At 63.7% G+C, this 21,648-nt stretch carries 22 protein-coding genes; 15 read left to right on the forward strand and 7 right to left on the reverse strand.

Annotated elements, in window-relative coordinates; all coding sequences use genetic code 11:
* Positions 1-131: 131 nt before the first annotated feature.
* From CN933_RS13200 to deoA, 6 genes are read left to right on the forward strand one after another with little or no spacing between them, the layout of a single operon-like run.
* Complete coding sequence (locus CN933_RS13200) at positions 132-1,667, forward strand: ABC transporter ATP-binding protein (protein ID WP_018093759.1); 1,536 nt, start codon at positions 132-134, stop codon at positions 1,665-1,667.
* Positions 1,664-2,797, forward strand: a complete 1,134-nt coding sequence (locus tag CN933_RS13205) for an ABC transporter permease (RefSeq protein WP_018093760.1) — start codon at positions 1,664-1,666, stop codon at positions 2,795-2,797. The genes CN933_RS13200 and CN933_RS13205 overlap by 4 nt, the downstream gene beginning before the upstream one ends.
* A gap of 4 nt (positions 2,798-2,801) precedes the next feature.
* Positions 2,802-3,773, forward strand: coding sequence for an ABC transporter permease (locus tag CN933_RS13210; RefSeq protein ID WP_018093761.1), 972 nt, complete (start codon positions 2,802-2,804; stop codon positions 3,771-3,773).
* A 2-nt stretch (positions 3,774-3,775) separates the two neighbouring features.
* Complete coding sequence (locus CN933_RS13215) at positions 3,776-4,171, forward strand: cytidine deaminase (protein WP_003536146.1); 396 nt, start codon at positions 3,776-3,778, stop codon at positions 4,169-4,171.
* Positions 4,168-4,965, forward strand: coding sequence for a purine-nucleoside phosphorylase (locus CN933_RS13220; RefSeq protein WP_018093762.1), 798 nt, complete (start codon positions 4,168-4,170; stop codon positions 4,963-4,965). The genes CN933_RS13215 and CN933_RS13220 overlap by 4 nt, the downstream gene beginning before the upstream one ends.
* Before the next feature lie 6 nt (positions 4,966-4,971).
* Positions 4,972-6,288: a thymidine phosphorylase gene (deoA, locus tag CN933_RS13225; RefSeq protein WP_102761768.1), complete on the forward strand. Its 1,317-nt coding sequence runs from the start codon at positions 4,972-4,974 to the stop codon at positions 6,286-6,288.
* A gap of 103 nt (positions 6,289-6,391) precedes the next feature.
* Here deoA and upp read toward each other — a convergent pair whose 3' ends face one another.
* From upp to CN933_RS13255, 6 genes are all read right to left on the reverse strand, one after another.
* Entirely contained in the window at positions 6,392-7,021 is a 630-nt protein-coding gene (gene upp / locus CN933_RS13230; protein WP_018093764.1) for a uracil phosphoribosyltransferase, read from the reverse strand.
* A 110-nt stretch (positions 7,022-7,131) separates the two neighbouring features.
* Positions 7,132-8,106: an adenosine deaminase gene (locus CN933_RS13235; RefSeq protein ID WP_018093765.1), complete on the reverse strand. Its 975-nt coding sequence runs from the start codon at positions 8,104-8,106 to the stop codon at positions 7,132-7,134.
* The gene (locus CN933_RS13240; RefSeq protein ID WP_018093766.1) at positions 8,103-9,323 is read right to left on the reverse strand and encodes a phosphopentomutase; all 1,221 of its coding nucleotides are present in this window, start codon (positions 9,321-9,323) and stop codon (positions 8,103-8,105) included. Before CN933_RS13240 ends, CN933_RS13235 begins: the two co-directional genes overlap by 4 nt.
* 170 nt (positions 9,324-9,493) lie before the next feature.
* A complete protein-coding gene (locus CN933_RS13245; RefSeq protein ID WP_018093767.1) occupies positions 9,494-10,078 on the reverse strand; it encodes a TadE/TadG family type IV pilus assembly protein in 585 nt (194 codons plus the stop codon).
* Positions 10,079-10,085: 7 nt separating this feature from the next.
* The gene (locus CN933_RS13250) at positions 10,086-10,700 is read right to left on the reverse strand and encodes a TadE/TadG family type IV pilus assembly protein (protein ID WP_018093768.1); all 615 of its coding nucleotides are present in this window, start codon (positions 10,698-10,700) and stop codon (positions 10,086-10,088) included.
* Positions 10,701-10,942: 242 nt separating this feature from the next.
* Positions 10,943-11,359, reverse strand: coding sequence for a pilus assembly protein N-terminal domain-containing protein (locus tag CN933_RS13255; RefSeq protein WP_018093769.1), 417 nt, complete (start codon positions 11,357-11,359; stop codon positions 10,943-10,945).
* A 251-nt stretch (positions 11,360-11,610) separates the two neighbouring features.
* Between CN933_RS13255 and CN933_RS13260 the strand changes: the two genes are divergently transcribed.
* The 9 genes from CN933_RS13260 (at position 11,611) to CN933_RS13300 (ending at position 20,542) form a co-directional block, all read left to right on the forward strand.
* The gene (locus CN933_RS13260; protein ID WP_018093771.1) at positions 11,611-11,799 is read left to right on the forward strand and encodes a Flp family type IVb pilin; all 189 of its coding nucleotides are present in this window, start codon (positions 11,611-11,613) and stop codon (positions 11,797-11,799) included.
* 153 nt (positions 11,800-11,952) lie between these two features.
* Positions 11,953-12,432, forward strand: coding sequence for an A24 family peptidase (locus tag CN933_RS13265; protein ID WP_437405231.1), 480 nt, complete (start codon positions 11,953-11,955; stop codon positions 12,430-12,432).
* 126 nt (positions 12,433-12,558) lie between these two features.
* On the forward strand, positions 12,559-13,368 hold the full coding sequence (gene cpaB, locus CN933_RS13270) for a Flp pilus assembly protein CpaB (RefSeq protein WP_018093773.1): 810 nt from the start codon (positions 12,559-12,561) through the stop codon (positions 13,366-13,368).
* Between the two features lie 13 nt (positions 13,369-13,381).
* Positions 13,382-14,917 carry a type II and III secretion system protein family protein gene (locus CN933_RS13275; protein ID WP_018093774.1) on the forward strand — a complete coding sequence of 512 codons (1,536 nt, stop codon included), beginning with the start codon at positions 13,382-13,384 and terminating at the stop codon, positions 14,915-14,917.
* A gap of 55 nt (positions 14,918-14,972) precedes the next feature.
* Complete coding sequence (locus tag CN933_RS13280; protein ID WP_018093775.1) at positions 14,973-15,653, forward strand: CpaD family pilus assembly protein; 681 nt, start codon at positions 14,973-14,975, stop codon at positions 15,651-15,653.
* A 22-nt stretch (positions 15,654-15,675) separates the two neighbouring features.
* On the forward strand, positions 15,676-16,962 hold the full coding sequence (locus tag CN933_RS13285; protein WP_018093776.1) for a CpaE/TadZ family protein: 1,287 nt from the start codon (positions 15,676-15,678) through the stop codon (positions 16,960-16,962).
* A 63-nt stretch (positions 16,963-17,025) separates the two neighbouring features.
* Positions 17,026-18,492: a TadA family conjugal transfer-associated ATPase gene (locus CN933_RS13290; protein ID WP_018093777.1), complete on the forward strand. Its 1,467-nt coding sequence runs from the start codon at positions 17,026-17,028 to the stop codon at positions 18,490-18,492.
* A 48-nt stretch (positions 18,493-18,540) separates the two neighbouring features.
* On the forward strand, positions 18,541-19,551 hold the full coding sequence (locus tag CN933_RS13295) for a type II secretion system F family protein (protein WP_102761770.1): 1,011 nt from the start codon (positions 18,541-18,543) through the stop codon (positions 19,549-19,551).
* A gap of 7 nt (positions 19,552-19,558) precedes the next feature.
* On the forward strand, positions 19,559-20,542 hold the full coding sequence (locus CN933_RS13300) for a type II secretion system F family protein (RefSeq protein WP_018093779.1): 984 nt from the start codon (positions 19,559-19,561) through the stop codon (positions 20,540-20,542).
* Between the two features lie 212 nt (positions 20,543-20,754).
* On the opposite strand, the gene CN933_RS13305 is transcribed toward CN933_RS13300, so the two are convergent.
* Positions 20,755-21,579, reverse strand: coding sequence for a tetratricopeptide repeat protein (locus tag CN933_RS13305; RefSeq protein ID WP_026168491.1), 825 nt, complete (start codon positions 21,577-21,579; stop codon positions 20,755-20,757).
* Positions 21,580-21,648: the final 69 nt, after the last annotated feature.

A 21,648-nucleotide genomic window follows, 5' to 3' on the forward strand; every position in this document is an offset into this window, starting at 1 on the left:
TATAAGGAGATTTCGTCGCCCAGGCTTTCGCGCCTGAAAATCGATGATAAACTTATACCAAATGGTAAAAAAATTGTCGGCACGGTTTCTGCGATGAGCCGAAGCGGGCAAAAAGGGGATCGCAGGCCAATATGAACAATATTGCCATCGAATTGCGTGGAATAGACAAGAGCTTCGGGCTGGTCCACGCCAACAGGAACATCAATCTCAAGGTTCGCAAGGGCACGATCCACGGCATCATCGGCGAAAACGGTGCCGGCAAGTCGACGCTGATGTCGATCCTCTATGGCTTCTATCAGGCCGACAACGGTGAGATTCTGGTCGACGGCAAGCCTGTTACCATTCGCGATCCGAATGCGGCGATCTCCGTCGGGATCGGCATGGTCCACCAGCACTTCATGCTGGTCGAGAACTTTACCGTGCTCGAAAACGTCATGCTCGGCGCCGAAGACAGCCAGATCCTCAACAAGGGCATCGCCAAGGCGCGGCAGGAGCTGAAACGGCTCGAGAAGGAATATGCGCTCGAGGTCAATCCGGACGCCCTGATCGAGGAGCTGCCGGTCGGCCTCCAGCAGCGCGTCGAGATATTGAAGGCGCTTTATCGAAGGGCCGATATCCTGATCCTCGACGAACCGACCGGCGTCTTGACGCCGGCCGAGGCCGATCACCTGTTTCGTATCCTCGGCCAGCTCAAGGCGCAGGGAAAGACGATCATCCTCATCACCCATAAGCTGCGCGAGATCATGGCGATCACCGACGAGGTGTCGGTCATGCGCCGCGGCGAAATGGTGGCGACGCGCACGACGCGTGAAACCTCGGTCGAGGAACTGGCCGAGCTGATGGTCGGCCGGCGCGTGCTGCTGCGTGTCGAGAAGGGCGAGAGCAATCCCGTTGACGTGAAGCTCGCCGTCCAGGGGCTGACGGTCAAGGACAGCCGCGGCGTGACCATGGTCGATAACGTCTCCTTCGAGGTTCGTGCAGGCGAGATCGTCGGCATCGCCGGCGTGGCCGGCAACGGCCAGTCGGAACTGCTCGAAGCGATCGCCGGCATCCGCAAGGCCGCCTCCGGGACGGTTCTCCTCAACGGCAAGCCGGTGGACGTGACCGGCAACGCGGACCCGGCGAAACTGCGGGATCGCGGACTGGCGCATGTGCCGGAAGACCGGCATCACGTCGGGCTCGTGCTCAAGTTCGAGGAATGCGAAAACGCGATCCTCGGTTACCACCATGACCCGCGCTTCTCCAACGGCATGTTCCTGAACATCGATGCGATCCGCAAGGATGCCGAGGAGAAGATTGCCAAATATGATATTCGCCCGCCGAATGCACGGCTGAGGACGGCCAATTTCTCCGGTGGCAACCAGCAGAAGGTCGTGCTTGCGCGCGAGATGGAGCGGGATCCGGACGTCCTCATCATCGGCCAGCCGACCCGCGGAGTCGACGTCGGCGCGATCGAATTCATCCACAAGCGGATCATCGAGATGCGCGACCAGGGCAAGGCCGTTCTGCTGGTTTCGGTCGAGCTCGACGAGATACGTTCCCTTTCCGACCGCATCCTGGTGATGTTTGCCGGACGCGTTGTCGGCGAACGCAGCCCCGAAGCGACCGAAGGCGAGCTCGGCCTGCTGATGGCCGGTGTCGAAGGCCGCAAGGAGGCCGCAGAATGAGTACGCCCTATGCGAAACTCCCGGTATGGGTGGAATATGGCCTCATCCCGCTGATCAATCTTGCCGTCGCCTTCCTCGTCGCCGGCCTCGTCGTTCTCCTCGTCGGCGAAAACCCGCTCGAAGCCGCCTATCATCTCATCAACGGCGCCTTCGGCCGCGGCGAATATATCGGCTTCACGCTCTATTACGCGACGACCTTCATCTTCACCGGGCTCGCGGTGGCGGTCGCCTTTCATGCCGGTCTTTTCAACATCGGCGGCGAGGGTCAGGCCTATGTCGGCGGCATCGGCGTGGCGCTCGCCTGCCTCTGGCTCGACCAGACTATGCCCTGGTACGTGGTCTTCCCGCTCGCCATCGTCGGCTCCGCCTTCTTCGGCGCGCTCTGGGCGTTCCTGCCCGGCTGGCTGCAGGCCAAACGCGGCAGCCATATCGTCATCACCACCATCATGTTCAATTTCATCGCCTCCAGCCTGATGGTCTATCTGCTGACACGCGTGCTGAAGCCGCTCGGCTCGATGGCGCCGCAGACGCGCACCTTCGCCGAAGGCGGGCAATTGCCGAAGCTCGACTGGCTGCTGTCGATCTTCGGCCTCAATATCGGCACGGCGCCGTTCAACATCTCGTTCCTCCTGGCGCTGGCGGCCGCCTTCGCGGTCTGGGTGCTGATCTGGCGCACCAGGCTCGGCTACGAGATGCGCACCATGGGCCATAGCCCGTCTGCCGCCCGCTATGCCGGTATCAGCGAAAGCCGCATCACCGTCGTCGCCATGATGATATCAGGCGGCCTTGCCGGCATGATGGCGCTGAACCCGATCATGGGCGAGCAGTTCCGCATGCAGCTGGATTTCGTGCAAGGCGCCGGCTTCGTCGGCATCGCGGTCGCGTTGATGGGGCGCTCGCATCCGGGCGGCATTATTCCCGCCGCGATCCTTTTCGGCGTGCTCTACCAGGGCGGCGCCGAGATCGCCTTCGAGATGCCTTCGATCTCCCGGGACATGATCGTCATCATCCAGGGTCTCGTGATCCTCTTTGCCGGGGCGCTCGAGAACATGTTCCGCCCGGCGATCACGCGCGCCTTCGCGATGCGCGGCCAGCGCGCGACCGCCGTCGTGCAGACCAAGGGAGCCTGAAATCATGGATTTCTTCCACGTTCTCGTCGTGCTCCTGGAATCGACGATCCGCGTCTCCGTGCCGCTGGTCTTCGCAGCCCTTGCCGGCCTGTTCACCGAGCGCGCCGGCGTCTTCGACATCGGCCTGGAGGGCAAGATGCTCGGTGCGGCCTTTGCCGCCGGGGCGGCGGCAGCCGTCACGCAGTCCGTCTGGGTGGGGCTCGTTGCGGCGATCCTCGTTTCCGTGGCCCTCTCGCTCGTCCACGGCTATGCTTCGATCACCCAGCGCGGCAACCAGATCGTCTCGGGTGTGGCGATCAACTTCATCGTTGCCGGTTCCACCGTGATCCTGGGAGAGGCCTGGTTCCGGCAAGGCGGCCGCACGCCGGCGCTCGCCGAAGGCGCGCGGTTCCAGACGATCAACTTCCCCGACGCGGACATGATCCGCGAAATTCCCGTCCTCGGGCCGGTCTATGCGGACCTCCTGTCCGGCCATTTCCTGCTCACCTATCTCGCCTTCGCCATGGTGCCGATCAGCTGGTGGATTCTCTACCGCACCCGTTTCGGCCTGAGGCTGCGCGCCGTCGGCGAGAATCCGGGCGCGGTCGATACCGCTGGTATCTCGGTGATCTGGCTCAGATACCGGGCTGTCATCTGCTGCGGCATTCTCTGCGGCTTTGCCGGCGCCTATCTTTCGCTGGCGATGACGGCGGGCTTCGTCAAGGGCATGACGGCGGGCAAGGGCTATATCGCGCTTGCGGCGCTGATCTTCGCCAAATGGCGGCCGCTCAACGTCATGTTCGCCTGCCTGCTCTTCGGCTTCCTCGATGCGCTCGCGATCCGTCTGCAGGGCACGCCCTTGCCGCTTATCGGCCAGGTTCCGGTGCAGCTCATGCAGGCCCTGCCCTATATCCTCACCGTCATCCTGCTTGCCGGCTTCATCGGCAAGGCCATTCCGCCGAAGGCGGGCGGCGTACCCTATGTGAAGGAGCGCTAATCATGTCCAAGGACGAACTCTTTGTCGCGGCGCGTGAAGCCATGGCGAAGGCGCATGCGCCCTATTCCAAGTTTCCGGTCGGCGCCGCCATTCGCGCCGAGGACGGCAGGATTTATACGGGCGCAAACATCGAGAACCTGTCCTTTCCGGAGGGCTGGTGCGCCGAGACGACGGCGATCAGCCATATGGTAATGGCCGGCCAGCGCAAGATCACGGAGGTCGCGGTTGTGGCCGAGAAACTCGCGCTCTGCCCGCCCTGCGGCGGCTGCCGTCAGCGGCTTGCGGAATTTTCCGGCGCGAGCACCCGCATCTATCTTTGCGACGAAACGGGGATCAGGAAGACGCTGGCGCTCTCCGACCTGCTGCCGCACAGCTTCGAGACGGAGATTCTCGGATGACGGCGACGGCGGACTTCCTCGGGAGCAAGCTCGGGGCGCTTGCGCCCCGCTATGGGATCGTGCTCGGTTCCGGCCTCGGCTCGCTCGTCGACGCGGTGGCGGAGCCGCTGCGCATCCCCTATGCGGAGATTCCGGGCTTTCCGGTGAGCGGCGTTTCCGGCCATGCCGGCGAGTTCGTGGCGGGCAGGATCGGCAACACTCCCGTCGCCGTGCTTTCCGGCCGTGCCCATTATTACGAACGCGGCGACGCCAGTGCCATGCGCGTGCCGATCGAGACGCTGAAGCGGATCGGCGTCGAGAACCTGATCCTCACCAATTCCGCCGGTTCGCTGCGCGAAGACATGCCGCCGGGCTCGGTCATGCGCATTGCCGATCACATCGCCTTTGCCGGCGCCAATCCGCTGATCGGCGTCGAAAGCGACGAGCGTTTCGTCGGCATGACGAATGCCTATGACGCGGCGCTGGCCATAGGGATGGAGGAGGCCGCCGAACGCCTCGGCATCCCGCTCGCGCGCGGCGTCTATATGTGGTTCTCCGGGCCGAGCTTCGAGACGCCGGCCGAAATCCGCATGGCCCGTATCCTCGGTGCCGATGCGGTCGGCATGTCCACGGTGCCGGAGGTCATTCTCGCCCGGTTCTTCGGACTGAAGGTCGCCGCCGCCTCCGTCGTCACCAATTTCGCCGCCGGCATGACCGGGGCGGAACTCAGCCATGAAGAAACCAAGCAAATGGCACCGCTCGGCGGCACGCGGCTGGCGGCAATCCTGAAAGAGATGATCGCGAGCGAAAGCTGAACGGCCATGCTTCCGCAGGAAATCATACGAAAGAAAAGGGACGGCGATCGGCTTGATCCGGCGGATATCGCCGGTTTCATCGCGGGCGTGACCGATGGCTCGGTCTCGGAAGGGCAGGCGGCCGCCTTCGCCATGGCGGTCTGGTTTTCCGGAATGAATCGCGACGAATGCGTGGCGCTGACGCTGGCGATGCGCGATTCCGGGGAAACGCTCGACTGGAGCGATCTCGCACGTCCCATCGTCGACAAGCACTCGACGGGCGGCGTCGGCGACAATGTCTCGCTGATGCTGGCACCGATCGTCGCCGCTTGCGGTGCCGCCGTGCCGATGATTTCGGGCCGGGGGCTCGGCCACACCGGCGGGACGCTCGACAAGCTGGAATCGATTCCCGGCTATGACATCCAGCCATCGCCCGAGCACTTGCGGCTGGTGGTCGATGAGGTCGGCTGCGCCATCATCGGCCAGACCGCCGATCTCGCGCCGGCCGACAAGCGCCTCTATGCGATCCGCGACGTGACGGCCACGGTCGATTCGGTGCCGCTGATCACCGCATCGATCCTTTCGAAAAAGCTCGCCGCAGGGCTCGGGTCGCTGGTCCTCGACGTCAAGCTCGGCAATGGCTCCTTCATGACGGATCCCGCCGAAACCGAAGTCCTGGCGCGTTCGCTGGTCGAGGTCGCCAATGGCGCGGGCGTGCGCACCTCTGCGCTGATCACCGACATGAACGAGCCACTGGCGGACGCGGCCGGCAACGGGCTCGAAATAGAGAGCTGCCTGGCCTATCTGCGCGGCGAGAAAGCGGGAACCCGCCTCGATCAGGTCGTGATGGCCCTGGCTGGCGAAATGCTCGTTGCAGCGGGTATTGCGGCGCATGAAGCCGAAGCTGAAGCCATGGCGCGGCGCGTCCTGGGGAGCGGGGAGGCGATGGAGCGTTTCGGCCTCATGATCCGGCGGCTCGGCGGACCTGCCGATTTCGTGGATCGCCCGGGCGCCTATCTTGCCGGGGCGCCCGCGGTCCTTGCCGTGCCGGCGGGCCGGAACGGCTATCTGGCGTCCTGCGAGACGCGCGAACTGGGAATGTCGGTCATCGCGCTCGGCGGCGGGCGCATCCGCCCGGATGACCGGATCGATCATCGCGTCGGTTTTACCGGCCTGAGACCGCTCGGGACGAAAGTCGAAAAGGGCGAGCCGGTCGCCTTCGTCCATGCTGCCGACCGAAGCCAGGCCGAGGCGATCGCTAAGCGGGTTGCCACGGTCTATGCGATCGCAGACGAGGAGCCGGCGCAACGGCCGGTGGTCGTTTCGAAGCTGAGAGCGGGGTGAGGAAAAGCGTGTGCGGTTTTCCGCCCGTATCCCGCGCCTTATCGGACTCGTTGACGAGATGCAGCGCCGTTTTCCGAGGCGGCAGGACGGCAGGCCGACAGGGCTACTTCGTTCCGTACATGCGGTCGCCCGCATCGCCGAGGCCCGGCACGATATAGCCCTTCTCGTTGAGATGGCTGTCGATCGAGGCGGTGAAGATCGGAACGTCCGGATGGGCGCCCTGGAAGTTGCGGATACCCTCCGGAGCGGCAAGGAGGCAGAGGAAGCGGATGTTCCGCGCACCGCGCTCCTTGAGCTTCTCGATGGCCGCGATCGAGGAATTGCCGGTAGCGAGCATCGGGTCGACGACGATGACGAGGCGCTCGTTGATGTTGTCCGGCGCCTTGAAGAAATATTCGACCGCCTGCAGAGTCTCGTGGTCCCGGTAGACGCCGATATGCGCAACGCGCGCCGAGGGCACCAGTTCGAGCATGCCCTCGAGCAGGCCGTTGCCGGCGCGCAGGATGGAAGCGAAGACGAGCTTCTTGCCCTCGAGCACTGGCGCGTCGGTTTCCACGAGAGGCGTCTCGATCCGTTCGGTCGTCAGCTCCAGATCGCGCGTGACCTCATAGCAGAGCAGCGTCGAGATTTCCTTGAGCAGCCGGCGGAAGCCCGCAGTCGACGTTTCCTTCTTGCGCATGATGGTCAGCTTGTGCTGCACCAGCGGATGACCGATCACCGTTACGCCGTCCATGGCTCATCTTCCCCGCGAAAATTGGCTATCCACCCTCTTTTCCATGGAAAGGGCGGGGGCCGCAAGAGTGTAGGTGGAAGTTGTGCAGCTCCGCCCGCTCATCCGCGCAACTAGACATGCAACGCGGCCAGCAACCTCCCTCGCGTCGGCTCGTCCACGAAGGCGGCTTCAATCGCGATCTTCGTCATCCGGTCGATCTCGCTGTCGGAGAAGCCCATCGCGTGGAAGGCGATTTCGTATTCCTGCGCGAGCGACGTGTGGAAGAAGGGAGGATCGTCGGAATTGAGCGTCACGCGGACGCCGGCTTCGTAAAGCCGCCTAAGGGGATGCGAGGCAAAATCCGGGAACACCTGAAGCGCGACATTCGATCCGGGACAGACTTCGAGCACGACGCCCTCGTCGGCAAGGCGCTTCACGAGATCGCCGTCCTCGATCGCCCGGACCCCGTGGCTGATCCGGGCCGGGCGGACATGGTCCAGCGCATCGCGCACGCTGAAGGCGCCGGAAAGTTCGCCGGCGTGGATGGTGAGGCCGAGGCCGGCATCGCGGACGGTGTCGAAGGCGCGGGAGAATTCGGCGACGCTGTGCATGCGCTCCTCGCCGGCCAGATTGAAGCCGGTCACGAGCGGATGCCGGCGCATCGCTGCATATTCGGCGGTCCTGATGACCGAGTCGGGACCGAAATGGCGGATGCCGGTGATCAGCATGCGCGATTCGATGCCGGTCTTCGCCTTCGCCGCCTCCATGCCGGCGGCGAGGCCCTCGATATAGGCGTCGGCGCCGAGCCCGATCGTTTCGCCGTGGTCGGGCGAGACGATGATTTCGCTGTAGATCGTACCCGCTTCGGCAAGCTCCGTCAGATAGGTCTCGGCGAGAAGCGCATAGTCGCCTTCGGTGCGAAACAGCGAGGCGACGGCGTCGTAGCACCTTACGAAGCTGGTGAAATCCTCCCAGACATAGGCGCTGTCGCGGATGATCGCGCTGGTGTCGACGCCGTATTTGCGCGCCTGCCTCAGCGCCAGGTCAGGCGGCGTCGCGCCCTCGATATGGCAATGCAGTTCGGCTTTCTTCAGATGAGCGGTCAAATGAGGCTTCTCCCATGTGGGCCGGCGCCAATGCCGAGATGTCTTGCGACGGTTTCGCCGATATGGGCGAAGCTGTCGGCGATGCCGAAGGAGCGGCTGCGAAGCGTCGGGCCGAACATCAGCACCGGCACGCGCTCGCGCGTGTGGTCGGTGCCGCGCCAGGTCGGATCGCAGCCATGGTCGGCGGTCAGGATCACCATGTCGCCGGGTTTCAGCCGGCGGTCGAGATCGGGCAGGCGTGCATCGAAGGCTTCGAGCGCGGCTGCATAGCCGGGCACGTCGCGGCGATGGCCGTAGAGCATGTCGAAGTCGACGAAATTGGTGAAGACGAGCGCCCCGTCTTCGGCCTCTTCGATGGCTTCCAGACTGGCGTCGAAGAGGGCCATGTTGCCGTTGGCCTTGGTGAGCCTGGTCACACCCTGATGGGCGAAGATGTCGCCGATCTTGCCGATCGCGTGCACCGTGCGCCCGGTCTCCTGCAGCCGGTCGAGAACGGTCGGCTCGGGCGGCGGCACCGAATAGTCGCGACGGTTGCCCGTGCGCGTGAAGTTGCCCGGGTCGCTGCCGACGAAGGGCCGTGCGATGACGCGGCCGATATTGTAGTCGTCGACGAGCCGGCGCACGACCTCGCAGAGGTTCAGCAGGCGCTCCAGCCCGAAGGTCTGTTCATGCGCGGCGATCTGGAAGACGGAATCGGACGAGGTGTAGCAGATCGGCTTGCCGCTCCGCATATGCTCTTCGCCGTGGCGGGCGATGATGTCGGTACCCGAAGCATGGCAATTGCCGAGAATGCCGGGCACATCGCCCTCACGACAGATCGCTTCCACAAGTTCGGGAGGGAAGGCGTCGCCTTCGGCCGGAAAATAGCCCCAGTCGAAGGTCACCGGCGTGCCGGCGATTTCCCAATGACCGGACGGCGTGTCCTTGCCGCGCGAGACTTCGCTTGCAGCGCCGTAGATCCCGTAGACGCGTTCCGGCAGCGCCATGCCGGCGGGCAGCCGCCCGGTCGCGAGCCGCGCCGCATGCATGAGGCCGAGCGCCGACATGTTGGGCAGATGAAGCGGCCCTTCCCGGAGCCCCGCCCGGTCGGCCGCTCCCGCCGCGCAGAATTCCGCAATATGTCCGAGCGTATCGGCGCCGAGATCGCCGAAAGCCTCTGCGTCCGGCGCATTGCCGATGCCGAAGGAATCGAGGACGAAGAGGAATGCACGCGCCATGAAACACCCTGACTGATCCCGAGCGCGAGCGCGATAAGCGGCGAGCCGGTGCCATTAAGATTTTCGCGGCCGTCGCCGCACAATCCGGCAGAAATAGCGCGCCGCCTTGTCCATTGCAATTGATGCATGCCGCCCCGGACCCACGCGGCGTGGGTGCCGGGAGGGAAGCCTCAGCAATCGGTGCAGTTGATGGTCGTGCCGAAGCGCTGGCGGTAGTAGGAGGTCCGGGAGAGCGGGATCGTGCCGCCGGCGTCCGAGCCCAACAGGGAAATCTGGTGGTTGACGACGAGTTCGGTGCGCACGACGAAGGCATTCACTGCGTCGAGCTCCGCCGGAACGCTGACCACGGAATTGACCGCATAGGGGACCGTCGCGCCGTCGCTCGCGTCCGACCAGCCCCGGGACCAGGCGACCTTGCCTTCAGTCGTGCCGTTCACCTGGATACCGGTGATCTTGAGGTCGTAGTCGGAGCCGTCATAGGGCACCAGCATGTTTTTCGCGACGTTGCGCATGTCGTCCAGAAAGGCCTTGTTCACCTGCTGCTCCTGGGTGACGATATCGCTCACCGCACTCGAGGCCCGCCCGACCTTGCGCGCCACGGTGAAGCCGAGCGAAAGCTCGAAAGCGCCGACATAGGCCGCGATCAGAAGCGGCGCGACAATGGCGAATTCCACGGCACCGGCGCCGCGCCGGTCCCGCAACAGTCCGTGGAAGACCCCCCACAGCTGCCGTTTGCATGTAGGAAGGCGTTCCATGGCGGCCTCAATAGTTTTCGTTGCGGAAGGTGGCGGTCGAGACCATCAGATAATCGCGCGGCATGCTGTCGCCGGCGGGTCTGAGCTTGGTCACCAGGGGACGAACGAGATCGGTGATCACGGTCCAGCGGTAATAGGCACGCACCATGGTGTAGTCGTTCGGGCCGCCGGGTGCGAAAGTAAAGCCGCTGGTGTCGAGATCGGAGCCGATCCGCGGCACGGCTTCCGGAAAGACACTGAGATCGGCGGGAAGCTTGCGGACGTCGAGATAGAGTTTCGAGGCTTGCGTCGCCTCGGTCGCCGAGCAGGTCATCATGATCGCGATTTCCTCGCAGAAGGCCTGGCGGAACTGGGTTTCTGTCGTGAAGCCGGGCTTGCCGGTATCGGTGGTGATTTCACCCGTGCGGATTTTCCGCGCCAGCGTATCGGTCGCATTGGCCAGCAATTGCTCCCCGGCAAAAGCGACGAATGTCTCGATCGAGGCGAAGACGACGATGAAGAAAGGCAGTGCAAGGATCGCGAATTCGATCGCCGTCGCACCTTTCCGGTCGCCGATGAAGCGCCGAAACAGGGCGCGCGGGGAGGGAGCCCGGGGAGTGGATGCTTTCTCGTCGATCGACATCGCGCCGTTCCATCATGTCAACTGGTTGGCGCAAAATACACGGCGACTGTTGAAGATTCGTTTTCGAGGACCCGGAGAATTTTAGTGGTTCTGAAGCGTTCCGAAGGCGGAAGGGCCCCTCATCCCGCTGCCGCGACCTTCTCCCCGCAAGCGGGGAGAAGGGGCAAGCGGCTCGCTTTGCGGCTCAAGTCCCCTCGCCCGCTTGCGGGGAGAGGGTGAGGGGCAGGGCGAATTTCCCGGTCTCAATTGCCGCTCGAAGCGGAAGCCTGCCGTTCCGCACGCTCGCAATTGGGCGTGCAGGAGAGAACGGTGCGGACGGTCTGTTTATAGACGCGCACCGTGTTGCCCTCGTCGATCGATACCAGGATGCGCTCGTCGACCATGGCGTTGCCGTCCTGGTCGAGAATGACGAGATTGGTGGTGCCGAAATTGCGCCCGGTCAGCACGATGGTCTTCGCATCCGCCACGGTCGCGTCGGCAACCTCCGCATTGCCGATGATCACCTTGCTGACGGGCCGGTCGAGCTTCAGCACGCGGGCGTGGTCCATATAGACGCGCATCATTTCTTCAGCCGCGCGGGCGCCGCCCGGTGCGGCGAACGCCAGAAGTGCAGTCGTTGCAAGCAGTGCGGCCCGTGGGGTCGCTGAGGGCGTGTTCATGGCGCGTCCTGACGGTCTATCTGCCGCATCTTGGCGCCTTTTGGTGAATGAATGGTTACGCCGATGCGGCGCAATTTAAAGCATCCATTTTCCGCACATTTACCCAGGAAAAAGCGAGTTTCCTTTAACCTCACGGTAACCGGTTTCCTTAAGCGGAAAGCAATTGGCCCCCGCTAAATTCAGGGTATCCGATCAACGGCAACAGTTTGACGGACGTGCTGAACAACAAGTGAAGTTTGAGGAGAATAGTCATGAAGACCATTTTTGCACGCCTGATGAAGGACGAGTCCGGCGCAACCGCAATCGAATACGGCCTGATCGCAGCTCTGATTTCGGTGGCGCTGATCGCCGGTGCTGACGCACTCGGTGATGCCTTGAATACGACGTTTGGCAACCTCGGCACCAAGCTGACGACCGCAGTGAACAAACCGGCGCCGTGATACTACGCCCTCGCAGGTAATCAACAATGGGCTGCCTCGAAGAGGCAGCCCATTCGCAACTAAGTAGTGTATTGGGGCGCAGCCGCACGAAGAATATAAGTCAACGAGGGGAGATCAGCCGTGATCGTGGCTGCCGTTTTTGTAGTGCTTCCGATGTGTCTCGCTCTTGCAGCGTTCTCGGATTTACTCGAAATGAAGATTCCGAATCGCATCTCGGCAATTTTGCTGGTTTCTTTCATCATTATCTCACCTCTGGCGGGACTCAACGCCGTTGTGATTGGGCTCCACATTGCCGCAGCGATCGCGGTTTTTGCCGTCTGTTTTTGCCTTTTTGCAGCAAACGTGATGGGCGGCGGAGACGCTAAACTCCTGTCTGCCACCGCCATATGGTTCGGCTTCAATGCCTCGCTCGCTGCCTTCCTTTTGTATGTCTCAGTCTTCGGCGGACTTCTGACGCTGGTGGTTTTGCTCCTGCGCAGTCAAGAGAACCTGATCCTTGCCGCCCGCATCCCGGTTCCGCGCCTGCTGCTGACTGCGAAGAAAATTCCTTACGGCATCGCCATCGCTTTCGGCGGATTTGCTGCCTACCCCTCGTCACCCCTGATGCAGGCCGCCTTTGCGCAGCTTCCCTGACACGCCTCCGCCTCAAGGCTGGAGCGTAGCCTTCGGTTAACCATCTGCATAAGCATTCCATTAACCATAATTACACCAATTCCTGATCAACCTGATCCCGGGCAATTCCTGGGGTTTGGGGCGATCATGAGACCGGTGCGCATTATCATTCTGGCGGTGGCCGTCGGCTCGGCTGCCTTGGCCGGGCTGTTGGCGATGAAGCTCACCCGCGCGCCCGCCGCGCAGACGGCGGAACCCGTCATCGAGCAGGCACCGACCATCAACGTGCTGGTCGCCGGCAAGAGCCTGCCGGTCGGCTCCCGTCTCGGCGCCGATTCCATCCATTGGAAGGCCTGGCCGAAGGATGGTGTCGCCGAGGGAATGATAACGGAGGAAAACCGTCCCGCCGCCGTCGAAGATCTTGCCGGCGCCGTCGTCCGCCTGCCGATCTTCACCGGCGAGCCGGTCCGCCAGGAAAAGATCGCCGACGCATCGAACCGGATCATGTCGTCGCTGCTGCCCGCCGGAAAGCGCGCCGTCGCCACGGAAATCACGGTTGCGACCGGGGCGGGCGGCTTCATCCTGCCGAACGATCGTGTCGACGTGATCATGGTGCGCAAGTCCGACGGCGATCTCTATCTGACCGAAACGGTGCTGAGCAATGTCCGCGTGCTGGCGATCGACCAGCAGATCGAGGAGAAGGAAGACGGCTCGAAAGCGGTCGTCGGTACGACCGCGACGCTGGAACTGACGCCGGATCAATCGAAGGTCATGACCGTCGCGCAGCAGATGGCGGACCGCATCTCGCTGGCTCTGCGCAGCGTCGCCGACGCGCAGGAGCCGGATACCACGGCTGCCGACTACCTTCTCAACGGCGACGGCCGGCCGAGTATTCAGGTCATCAAGTCGGGCTCCATCGTCAAGGGCGACGGTGTGGCCCTCCAGAACCAGAAGTGAGGCGGGGCGCAAAGTGAAACCGATCGCAAAAAAGTTTCGGGCGTCTGTCGCAGCCGGCCTTTCCTTCTGCCTGACTTTTTCGGGCATGGCGCTGCCGACCCTCCCGGCCGCCGAGGCCGCCTCCTCCTCGGTGGTGAGGATCGTCGATAGCGGCCCCGGCGCCCGCAAGACCATCAATCTCGGTCTCAACAAGGCGGTCGTCGTGGACCTGCCGAGCGACGCCCACGACATCCTTGTCGCCGACCCGTCGCTCGCCGACGCGATCACCCGCACCTCGCGCCGCATCTATCTTTTCGGCAAGTCCGTCGGCCAGACGAACATCTTCGTCTTCGGCCCGGGCGGCGAGGAGATCGTAAGTCTCGATGTAACGGTCGAGCGCGACGTCGCCGCCCTTGAGGCGAACCTCCGCCGCTTCATTCCCGATGCGGACATCAAAGTTGAAATCCTTTCGGACAACGTGATGCTCACGGGCACGGTGCGCACGCCACTTGATTCCGACAAAGCTTCCCGCCTTGCACGCGCGTTCCTCAAAGGTGGCGAGGCGACCACGCGCAACATCACCGCACAGGGCAATAACGGCGATGCCGATATCTTCGCCGAGGACCGGCAGAACTCGCAGATCGTCAATCTGCTGACGATCGAGGGCGACGACCAGGTGACGCTGAAGGTCACCGTGGCCGAGGTCAGCCGCCAGGTGCTGAAGCAGCTTGGCTTCAACGGCCGCGTCTCCGACGGCGAAAGCGGCATCAGCTTTCGTAACCCTGCCAACCTCGGAAGTGCGATTGCCGTCGGCACGAACGCCCTCATCAAGGGCTCGATCGGCCCTACAACCATTTCGAGCTATATCAACGCGATGGAACAGGCCGGCGTGATGCGCACCCTCGCCGAGCCGAGCCTTACGGCGATTTCTGGACAGGAGGCGAAGTTCTACGTCGGCGGCGAGTTCCGGATCGCAGGTATTCAGGAGGTCTCGACGGATGACGAGACCGGCCAAACCACGGTCGAGCGTGAGGTCAACGATGTGGAATACGGCATCCGGCTGAACTTCAAGCCGGTCGTTCTCGGCCCCGGCCGCATCAGCCTGCAGATCGAGACCGATGTCTCGGAGCCGACTTATGAGGGTTCGGTGGTTACCGGCAACAGCATGACGGCTATTCCCGGGCAGACCTTCCTCGGCATCCGCCGCCGCGAGGCCTCGACCAGCGTCGAACTGCCGTCCGGCGGCTCGATCGTGATCGCCGGCCTCGTCCAGGACAATATCCGCCAGGCGATGTCGGGCCTGCCCGCCGCCTCGAAGATCCCGATCCTCGGCACGCTCTTCCGCAGCAAGGACTTCCAGCGCAGCGAGACGGAACTGGTCATCATCGCCACGCCCTATCTCGTAAGGCCGGTTGCCCGCAGCGCGATCTCGCGCCCGGACGACAACTTCAATCCGGCGAACGATCTCGAAAGCTTTTTCCTCGGCCGCGTCAACCGGATCTATGGACGCCCCGAGGCTCAGCCGCCGGCCGGCCGCTATCACGGCAATGTCGGCTTCATCTACAAATAGGCCGGCCATGAAGAAGCCAAGCGCAGCTCGAAACAGTCCCGAAAGGCAGCCTCCGATGGCCCTCAACCGCTTTCCGTATCGCCTGGCCCTGGGCGCGCTCGTCGGCCTGCTGCTGGCTGGCTGCGCCAACAAGGACAGGCTCGCGACCGGTGCTCTTCCGGACGATTACCGCACCCGCTACCCGATCGTGCTGACGGAGGGCGAGCGGACGATCGACATTCCCGTCGCCTCGGGCGACACGCGGCTCACTCAGGGGACCCGCGACGTCATCCGCGGCTTTGCCGCCGAATATCGAAATGCGTCGAGCGGCGTGATCCAGATCATGCTGCCGCGCGGATCGGTGAACGGCCATGCCGCGCAGATCGTCCGCAAGGATATTCGTCGCGTGCTGGCGGCGGGCGGCGTGTCACCGAAGAAGATGATCGAAACCACCTATGACGCCTCCGTGACGGGCGACGCCGCACCGATCCGCCTGAGCTATGTCGCGATAACTGCGCAGACCGCACCCTGCGGTGCGTGGCCGGAAGATCTGGCGCTGAATACGCTGGAAAACCGCAACTACTACAATTTCGGCTGTGCCACCCAGTCCAATCTCGCCGCTCAGATCGCCAATCCGACGGATCTCGTCGGCCCGCGCCAGATGTCGCCGATCGACGCCGAGCAGCGGGGCCAGGTGATCGACAGCTGGCGCGGCACGGAAAAGGGCGACGGCGGAACCACGATCGTCTTCAACTGAAACGGGCCTTCAAGGAAAAGCGATGAACGCGATTGAATACACGATCGAAAGCGGCGCTGCCGGCGATTGGCCCGCGGACGGGTCGCGCCCCGGGGACCTCGAGCAGCTCCGGCCCCTGCCGCGCATCTCGATCCATGCCTTCTGCGAAAGCGAAGCGGTGCAGCGGCTCATGGAGCGTTGCGGCCAGGACCGCCGTATGGCGAAGGTCAGCCTTCGCATCACCGGTGGCGGCATCGCCGCCGCCGCGACCACTTTTACCAGCGTCTCGACGCCCAATCTGATCATTCTCGAAACCGCGGCCGAGACCGGCTCGCTGCTTTCGGAGCTGGCGCCGCTCGCGGAGGTCTGCGATCCGAGCACCAAGGTCATCGTCATCGGCCGCCATAACGACATCGCTCTCTATCGCGAGCTGATCCGCAACGGCATTTCCGAATATATGGTCGCGCCGGTCGGGATGGCGGATATGCTGAGCGCCGTCTCGGCGATCTTCGTGGATCCGGAGGCGGAGCCGCTCGGACGCAGCCTTGCCTTCATCGGCGCGAAGGGCGGCTGTGGCTCGTCGGTCATCGCCCATAATTGCGCCTGGGGCATTTCCAATCTTTTCTCGACCGAGACGATCCTTGCCGATCTCGATCTGCCCTACGGAACCGCCAATATCGACTTCGATCAGGACCCCCCGCAGGGGATCGCCGAGGCCGTATTCGCACCGGATCGGCTGGACGAGGTCTTTCTCGACCGGCTCCTGACCAGATGCTCCGATCATCTGTCGCTGCTCGCCGCCCCCTCCATGCTCGACCGCGCCTATGACTTCGAGACGGGTGCGTTTCAGCCGATCCTGGAAGTTCTCCAGCGCAGCGCGCCCGTATCCGTTCTGGACCTGCCGCATGGCTGGACCGACTGGACCCGCTCTGTGCTTTCCGCGGCCGACGAGGTGGTCATCACCGCCGCCCCGGACCTGGCAAGCCTCAGAAACGCGAAGAACCTGCTCGATGCCTTGAAGAAGTTGAGGCCGAACGACAAGGCACCGCATCTCGTGCTCAACCAGGTGGGCGTGCCCAAGCGTCCGGAGATCGCTCCCGATGAGTTCTGCGCGTCGCTGGAGATCGAAGCCGCAGCGATCATTCCGTTCGATGCGGTCCTCTTCGGCAATGCCTCCAACAGCGGACGCATGATCGCGGAGATCGACCGGAAGTCGCCGGCCGCCGAGACCTTCTCCCAGCTGTCCCACCTCTTGACCGGGCGCACCACCGTCAAGAAGGCCAGACGGGGCGGCCTCGGCAAGGTTCTGGCGAAGCTCGGCAGGCGGTAGCGGAATATTTCCGATCCCGCACCCAAAGGGGGCGGGGATCGATGAAGCAACTGGAATGAAGTGATGTTTGGCAAACGCGGAAATGAAGGTTCTGGCAAGGGTGGTGCGCGCGGCTTCTCGCCTGCGCCCCCGATGCCCGCCGTCCAGCTGGTACCGGTGGAGCGTGCCGCCGCGCCCGTTCTCGGCGAAACGATCGCTGCGCCATCCCGCCCGCAAGCGGCGGCGCCGCCTCAGCGGCGCCGAGCGCCGAGGGCGGAAGATTATTACGACACGAAATCGCAGGTCTTCTCCGCGCTGATCGATACGATCGATCTGTCGCAGCTCTCCAAGCTCGATATCGAGAGCGCCCGCGAGGAAATCCGCGACATCGTCAACGATATCATCACCATCAAGAACTTCGCGATGTCAATCTCGGAGCAGGAGGAACTGCTCGACGACATCTGCAACGACGTGCTCGGCTACGGACCGCTGGAACCATTGCTCGCGCGCGACGACATCGCCGACATCATGGTCAACGGCGCCGGGCAAACCTTCATCGAAGTGGGCGGCAAGGTCGAGGAATCGGAGATCCGGTTCCGCGACAACGGGCAATTGCTGTCGATCTGCCAGCGCATCGTCAGCCAGGTAGGCCGCCGCGTCGACGAATCGAGCCCGATCTGCGATGCGCGTCTGCCGGACGGGTCACGCGTCAACGTCATCGCGCCGCCGCTCGCGATCGACGGTACGGCTCTCACCATCCGCAAGTTCAAGAAGGACAAGCTGACGCTGGAGCAGCTGGTGCGCTTCGGATCGATCACGCCCGAGGCCGCCGTCCTGCTGCAGATCATCGGCCGCGTCCGCTGCAACATCGTCATTTCCGGCGGCACCGGCTCCGGAAAGACGACGCTGCTCAACTGCCTGACGCGCTATATCGACAGCACCGAGCGGATCATTACCTGCGAGGATTCGGCCGAATTGCAACTGCAGCAGCCGCATGTCGTCCGGCTCGAGACGCGCCCGCCGAACATCGAGGGCGAGGGCGAGATCACCATGCGCGACCTCGTGAAGAACTGCCTGCGCATGCGCCCGGAGCGCATCATCGTCGGTGAAGTGCGCGGCCCGGAAGTCTTCGACCTGCTGCAGGCGATGAACACCGGCCATGACGGTTCGATGGGAACGATCCACGCAAATACCCCGCGCGAATGCCTGAGCCGCATGGAATCGATGATCGCCATGGGCGGCTATACCCTGCCGGCCAGGACCGTTCGCGAGATCATCTCCGGCTCGGTGGACGTGATCATCCAGGCCTCGCGCCTGCGGGACGGATCGCGCCGGATCACCCACATCACCGAAGTCACCGGCATGGAAGGCGACGTGATCATCACCCAGGACCTGATGCGCTACGAGATCGACGGGGAGGACGCCAATGGCCGCATCGTCGGCCGCCACGTCTCCACCGGCATCGGCCGGCCGCATTTCTGGGACCGGGCCCGTTACTTCAACGAGGACAAGCGGCTCGCTGCGACCCTCGACGCGATGGAAAAGCAATAGGCGAAACGGCTGCGGTCCCGCCGCTCCGAGTAAAGGACAGACCGAGCGATGTTCGGCATAGACATCACCGTCCTGGGACTGGCCGGCCTCGTCGCCCTGGCGGCGGCAGGACTCGCCTATGGTGTGCTCTATCCCCGTATCGAGACCGAGAAAAAGGCGGAGGGCCGCCTGCGCCGGGTCAGCGCCTCGGAGACGGACCGCACCAAGATCAAGGCGGCGCGCGACCGCGTCAACGAGATGTCGAAGCGTCGCAAATCCGTTCAGGATTCGCTGAAGGACCTCGAGAAGAAGCAGCAGGAAAAATCCGCCAATGCGGCGCCTTCGATGAAGAAGCGTTTGCTGCAGGCCGGCCTTTCGATATCGATCGCGCAGTTCTATCTGTTCAGTGCGCTTTTCGGGTTGCTCGCCTTCCTTGTCGTCCTCCTGGCAGGGGCCGGACTGATCATTGCCGCAGGCGTCGGCCTGATAGGCGCGGCCGGCCTGCCGCGGTGGATCGTCGGCTCCATGGTCAAACGCCGTTGCAGAAAGTTTCTCGACGAGTTTCCGAACTCGCTCGATGTCATGGTCCGGTCGATCAAGTCGGGGCTGCCGCTGAACGACGCCTTGCGGCTGATCGCGAGCGACGGGCAGGAGCCGGTCAGGACCGAATTCCGCCGTGTCGTCGAATCCCAGCAGGTGGGTCTCAACGTTCCCGAAGCCTGCGCCCGCATGATTCACAGCATCCCGCTGCCGGAAGTCAACTTCTTCGCGATCGTCATCGCCATTCAGGCGCAGGCGGGCGGCAATCTGTCCGAGGCGCTCGGTAATCTCTCCAAGGTCCTGCGCGAACGCAGGAAGATGAAGGCGAAGGTCAGCGCGCTGTCGATGGAGGCCAAGGCGTCCGCCTGCATCATCGGCGCGCTGCCCTTCATCGTCGCAACCCTCGTCTATCTGACTTCGCCGGACTACATGATGATTCTCTTCACCGACCCGCGCGGCCACATCATCATGGGCGCTTCCGCCGTTTGGATGAGCATCGGCATCTGGGTAATGCGCAACATGATCAACTTCGACATCTGAGGATCCCGTGGCCGGCTGGATAGAGACGCTTACCGATCTGAACATCATCGTCGCGGCGCTCGTCTCGATGGCCGTGCTCGCCACGTTCTATTCGCTCGTGGCGCCCTTGCTCGAGCGGGGAGACCTCACGAAGCGGATGAAGTCGGTCGCCACCGAACGGGAGCAGATTCGCGCCCGCGAGCGCGCCCGGCTCAATGCCGAGGCGACCACCGGCAGGGCAAGCCTCAGGGCACAGCACAACACCTCGGTCCGGGAGATCGTCGAGCGGCTGAACCTCAGAAAGGCTCTGGTGGACGACAACACCGTCAACCGCCTGAAGACGGCCGGCTATCGCTCGCAGAACGCGCTCAACACCTTCCTCTTCGCCCGCTTCTGCCTGCCGTTCCTGTTTCTGACCGTTGCGGTTCTCTATATTTTCGTGCTCGGAAATTTCGCCGACAAGCCGATCATGGTCAGGGTGTCCTTCGCCATCGGATTCGCCTATGTCGGCTTCTACGCGCCGAACATCTTCATCGCCAATGCGATCTCCAAGCGCCAGCAGTCGATTCGCCGCGCCTGGCCGGATGCGCTCGATCTCCTGCTCATCTGCGTCGAGTCCGGCGTCTCGATGGAACTCGCCATGCGCCGCGTCGCCGACGAGATAGCCGTGCAGTCGCAGCCGCTGGCGGAGGAACTGGTGCTGACGACCGCGGAACTCTCCTTCCTGCCCGAAAGGCGCATCGCGCTCGAAAATCTCGGCATGCGCACGGGTCTCGATGAGGTGAAATCGGTGACGCAGGCGCTGATCCAGGCCGACCGCTACGGCACGCCCGTCGCTCAGGCGCTGCGCGTTCTGGCGCAGGAGAGCCGCGACCAGCGCATGACCGCCGCCGAGAAAAAGGCGGCCGCACTGCCGCCGAAGCTGACGGTGCCGATGATCCTGTTCTTCCTGCCGGTCCTCGTCGCCGTCATCCTCGGCCCCGCCGGGATACAGGTGGCGGACAAGTTTTAGGATGGAAAGGCAAAGGTGGTTTAACCGCCCTTGAAAGGGACTGCCGCCTTTACCGGCTGTACTGCCTCACCCTAGCCCCTCTCCCCCGTGGAGAGAGGGGAGTGGAGAGGGCGGCATATCCCTTCTCCCCGCCTGCGGGGAGAAGGTCGCGGCAGCGGGATGAGGGGCGCGTGCCGCCACCCTTGCAGGTGGCGGTGCCGGCCGGTCAAGCTTCAATCCGCCTTCGCCGCATCCGCCTTTGCCAGCTGCTTCCACGCGCCCTGCTGAGACAGCATGGAGCGAAGATAGGCGACATTGGCCTCCGCCTGCTCGGCTGTCAGTTCCTGGCGGGCGATGACCTCCGCTTCCTGGAAGCGGCCCTGCAGGCCGACGGCAAGCGCGAGGTTCTGGCGCACGCTGCTGCCGGCATCCGGTTGGCTCGCCGCGGATTTGAGGTAGGTCTCGGCCGTCCGCAGATCCTTCGAGAGCAAATAGGACATGCCCAGATTGGAGAGGACCGAAGGCTCGTTGGGCTTGAGGTCCAGAGCCTCGCGATAGCGCAGCCGTGCCTCGGCGGAGCGGCCGAGCTGGTCGAGGATGGCGCCTTCCGCGGATTTCAGCTTCCAGTCGGGCCGGTCCGGCGTCTGGGCACGGCTGATCGTTGCGAGCGCCTGTTCCAGCTGACCCGCCGCGGCCTGGGCCTTGCCGTAGGCTCCGAGCACCTCGCGATCCGCCGGATGGTAGATCGCCACCTGTTGCATGACGGCAAGCGCCTGTTCGTTGCGGCCCGTCATGCGCAGGAGATTGGCGTAGTTGAGCCCGGCCTCCCGATCCTTCGGATTGCGCTCATAGGCCTTGCCGATGCGTTCGGCGGCGGCAGCGAGTTCGGTCGCGTTCATCGACTGCACCGGCCTCGTGAGCTTCGGGATAGATCCGGTCGTCAGCTCCTTCCTGCCCTGTTGTCCGGCACAGGCGGAGAGCGACAGCGCCACCATCGCAACGGCAACCCCCGTTGCGAGGCGGCACAGGGATAAGGAGAAAGTGTCTTGCATCGTCATCGAAGCCCCAGCCATCCAGTCCTGCACCGGAACTCCAGACAAAAGCGGCGCAACTTTCACTCCAGCAAT

This window comes from Sinorhizobium sp. M4_45, from assembly GCF_002885915.1.
Lineage (GTDB): Bacteria > Pseudomonadota > Alphaproteobacteria > Rhizobiales > Rhizobiaceae > Sinorhizobium > Sinorhizobium meliloti_A.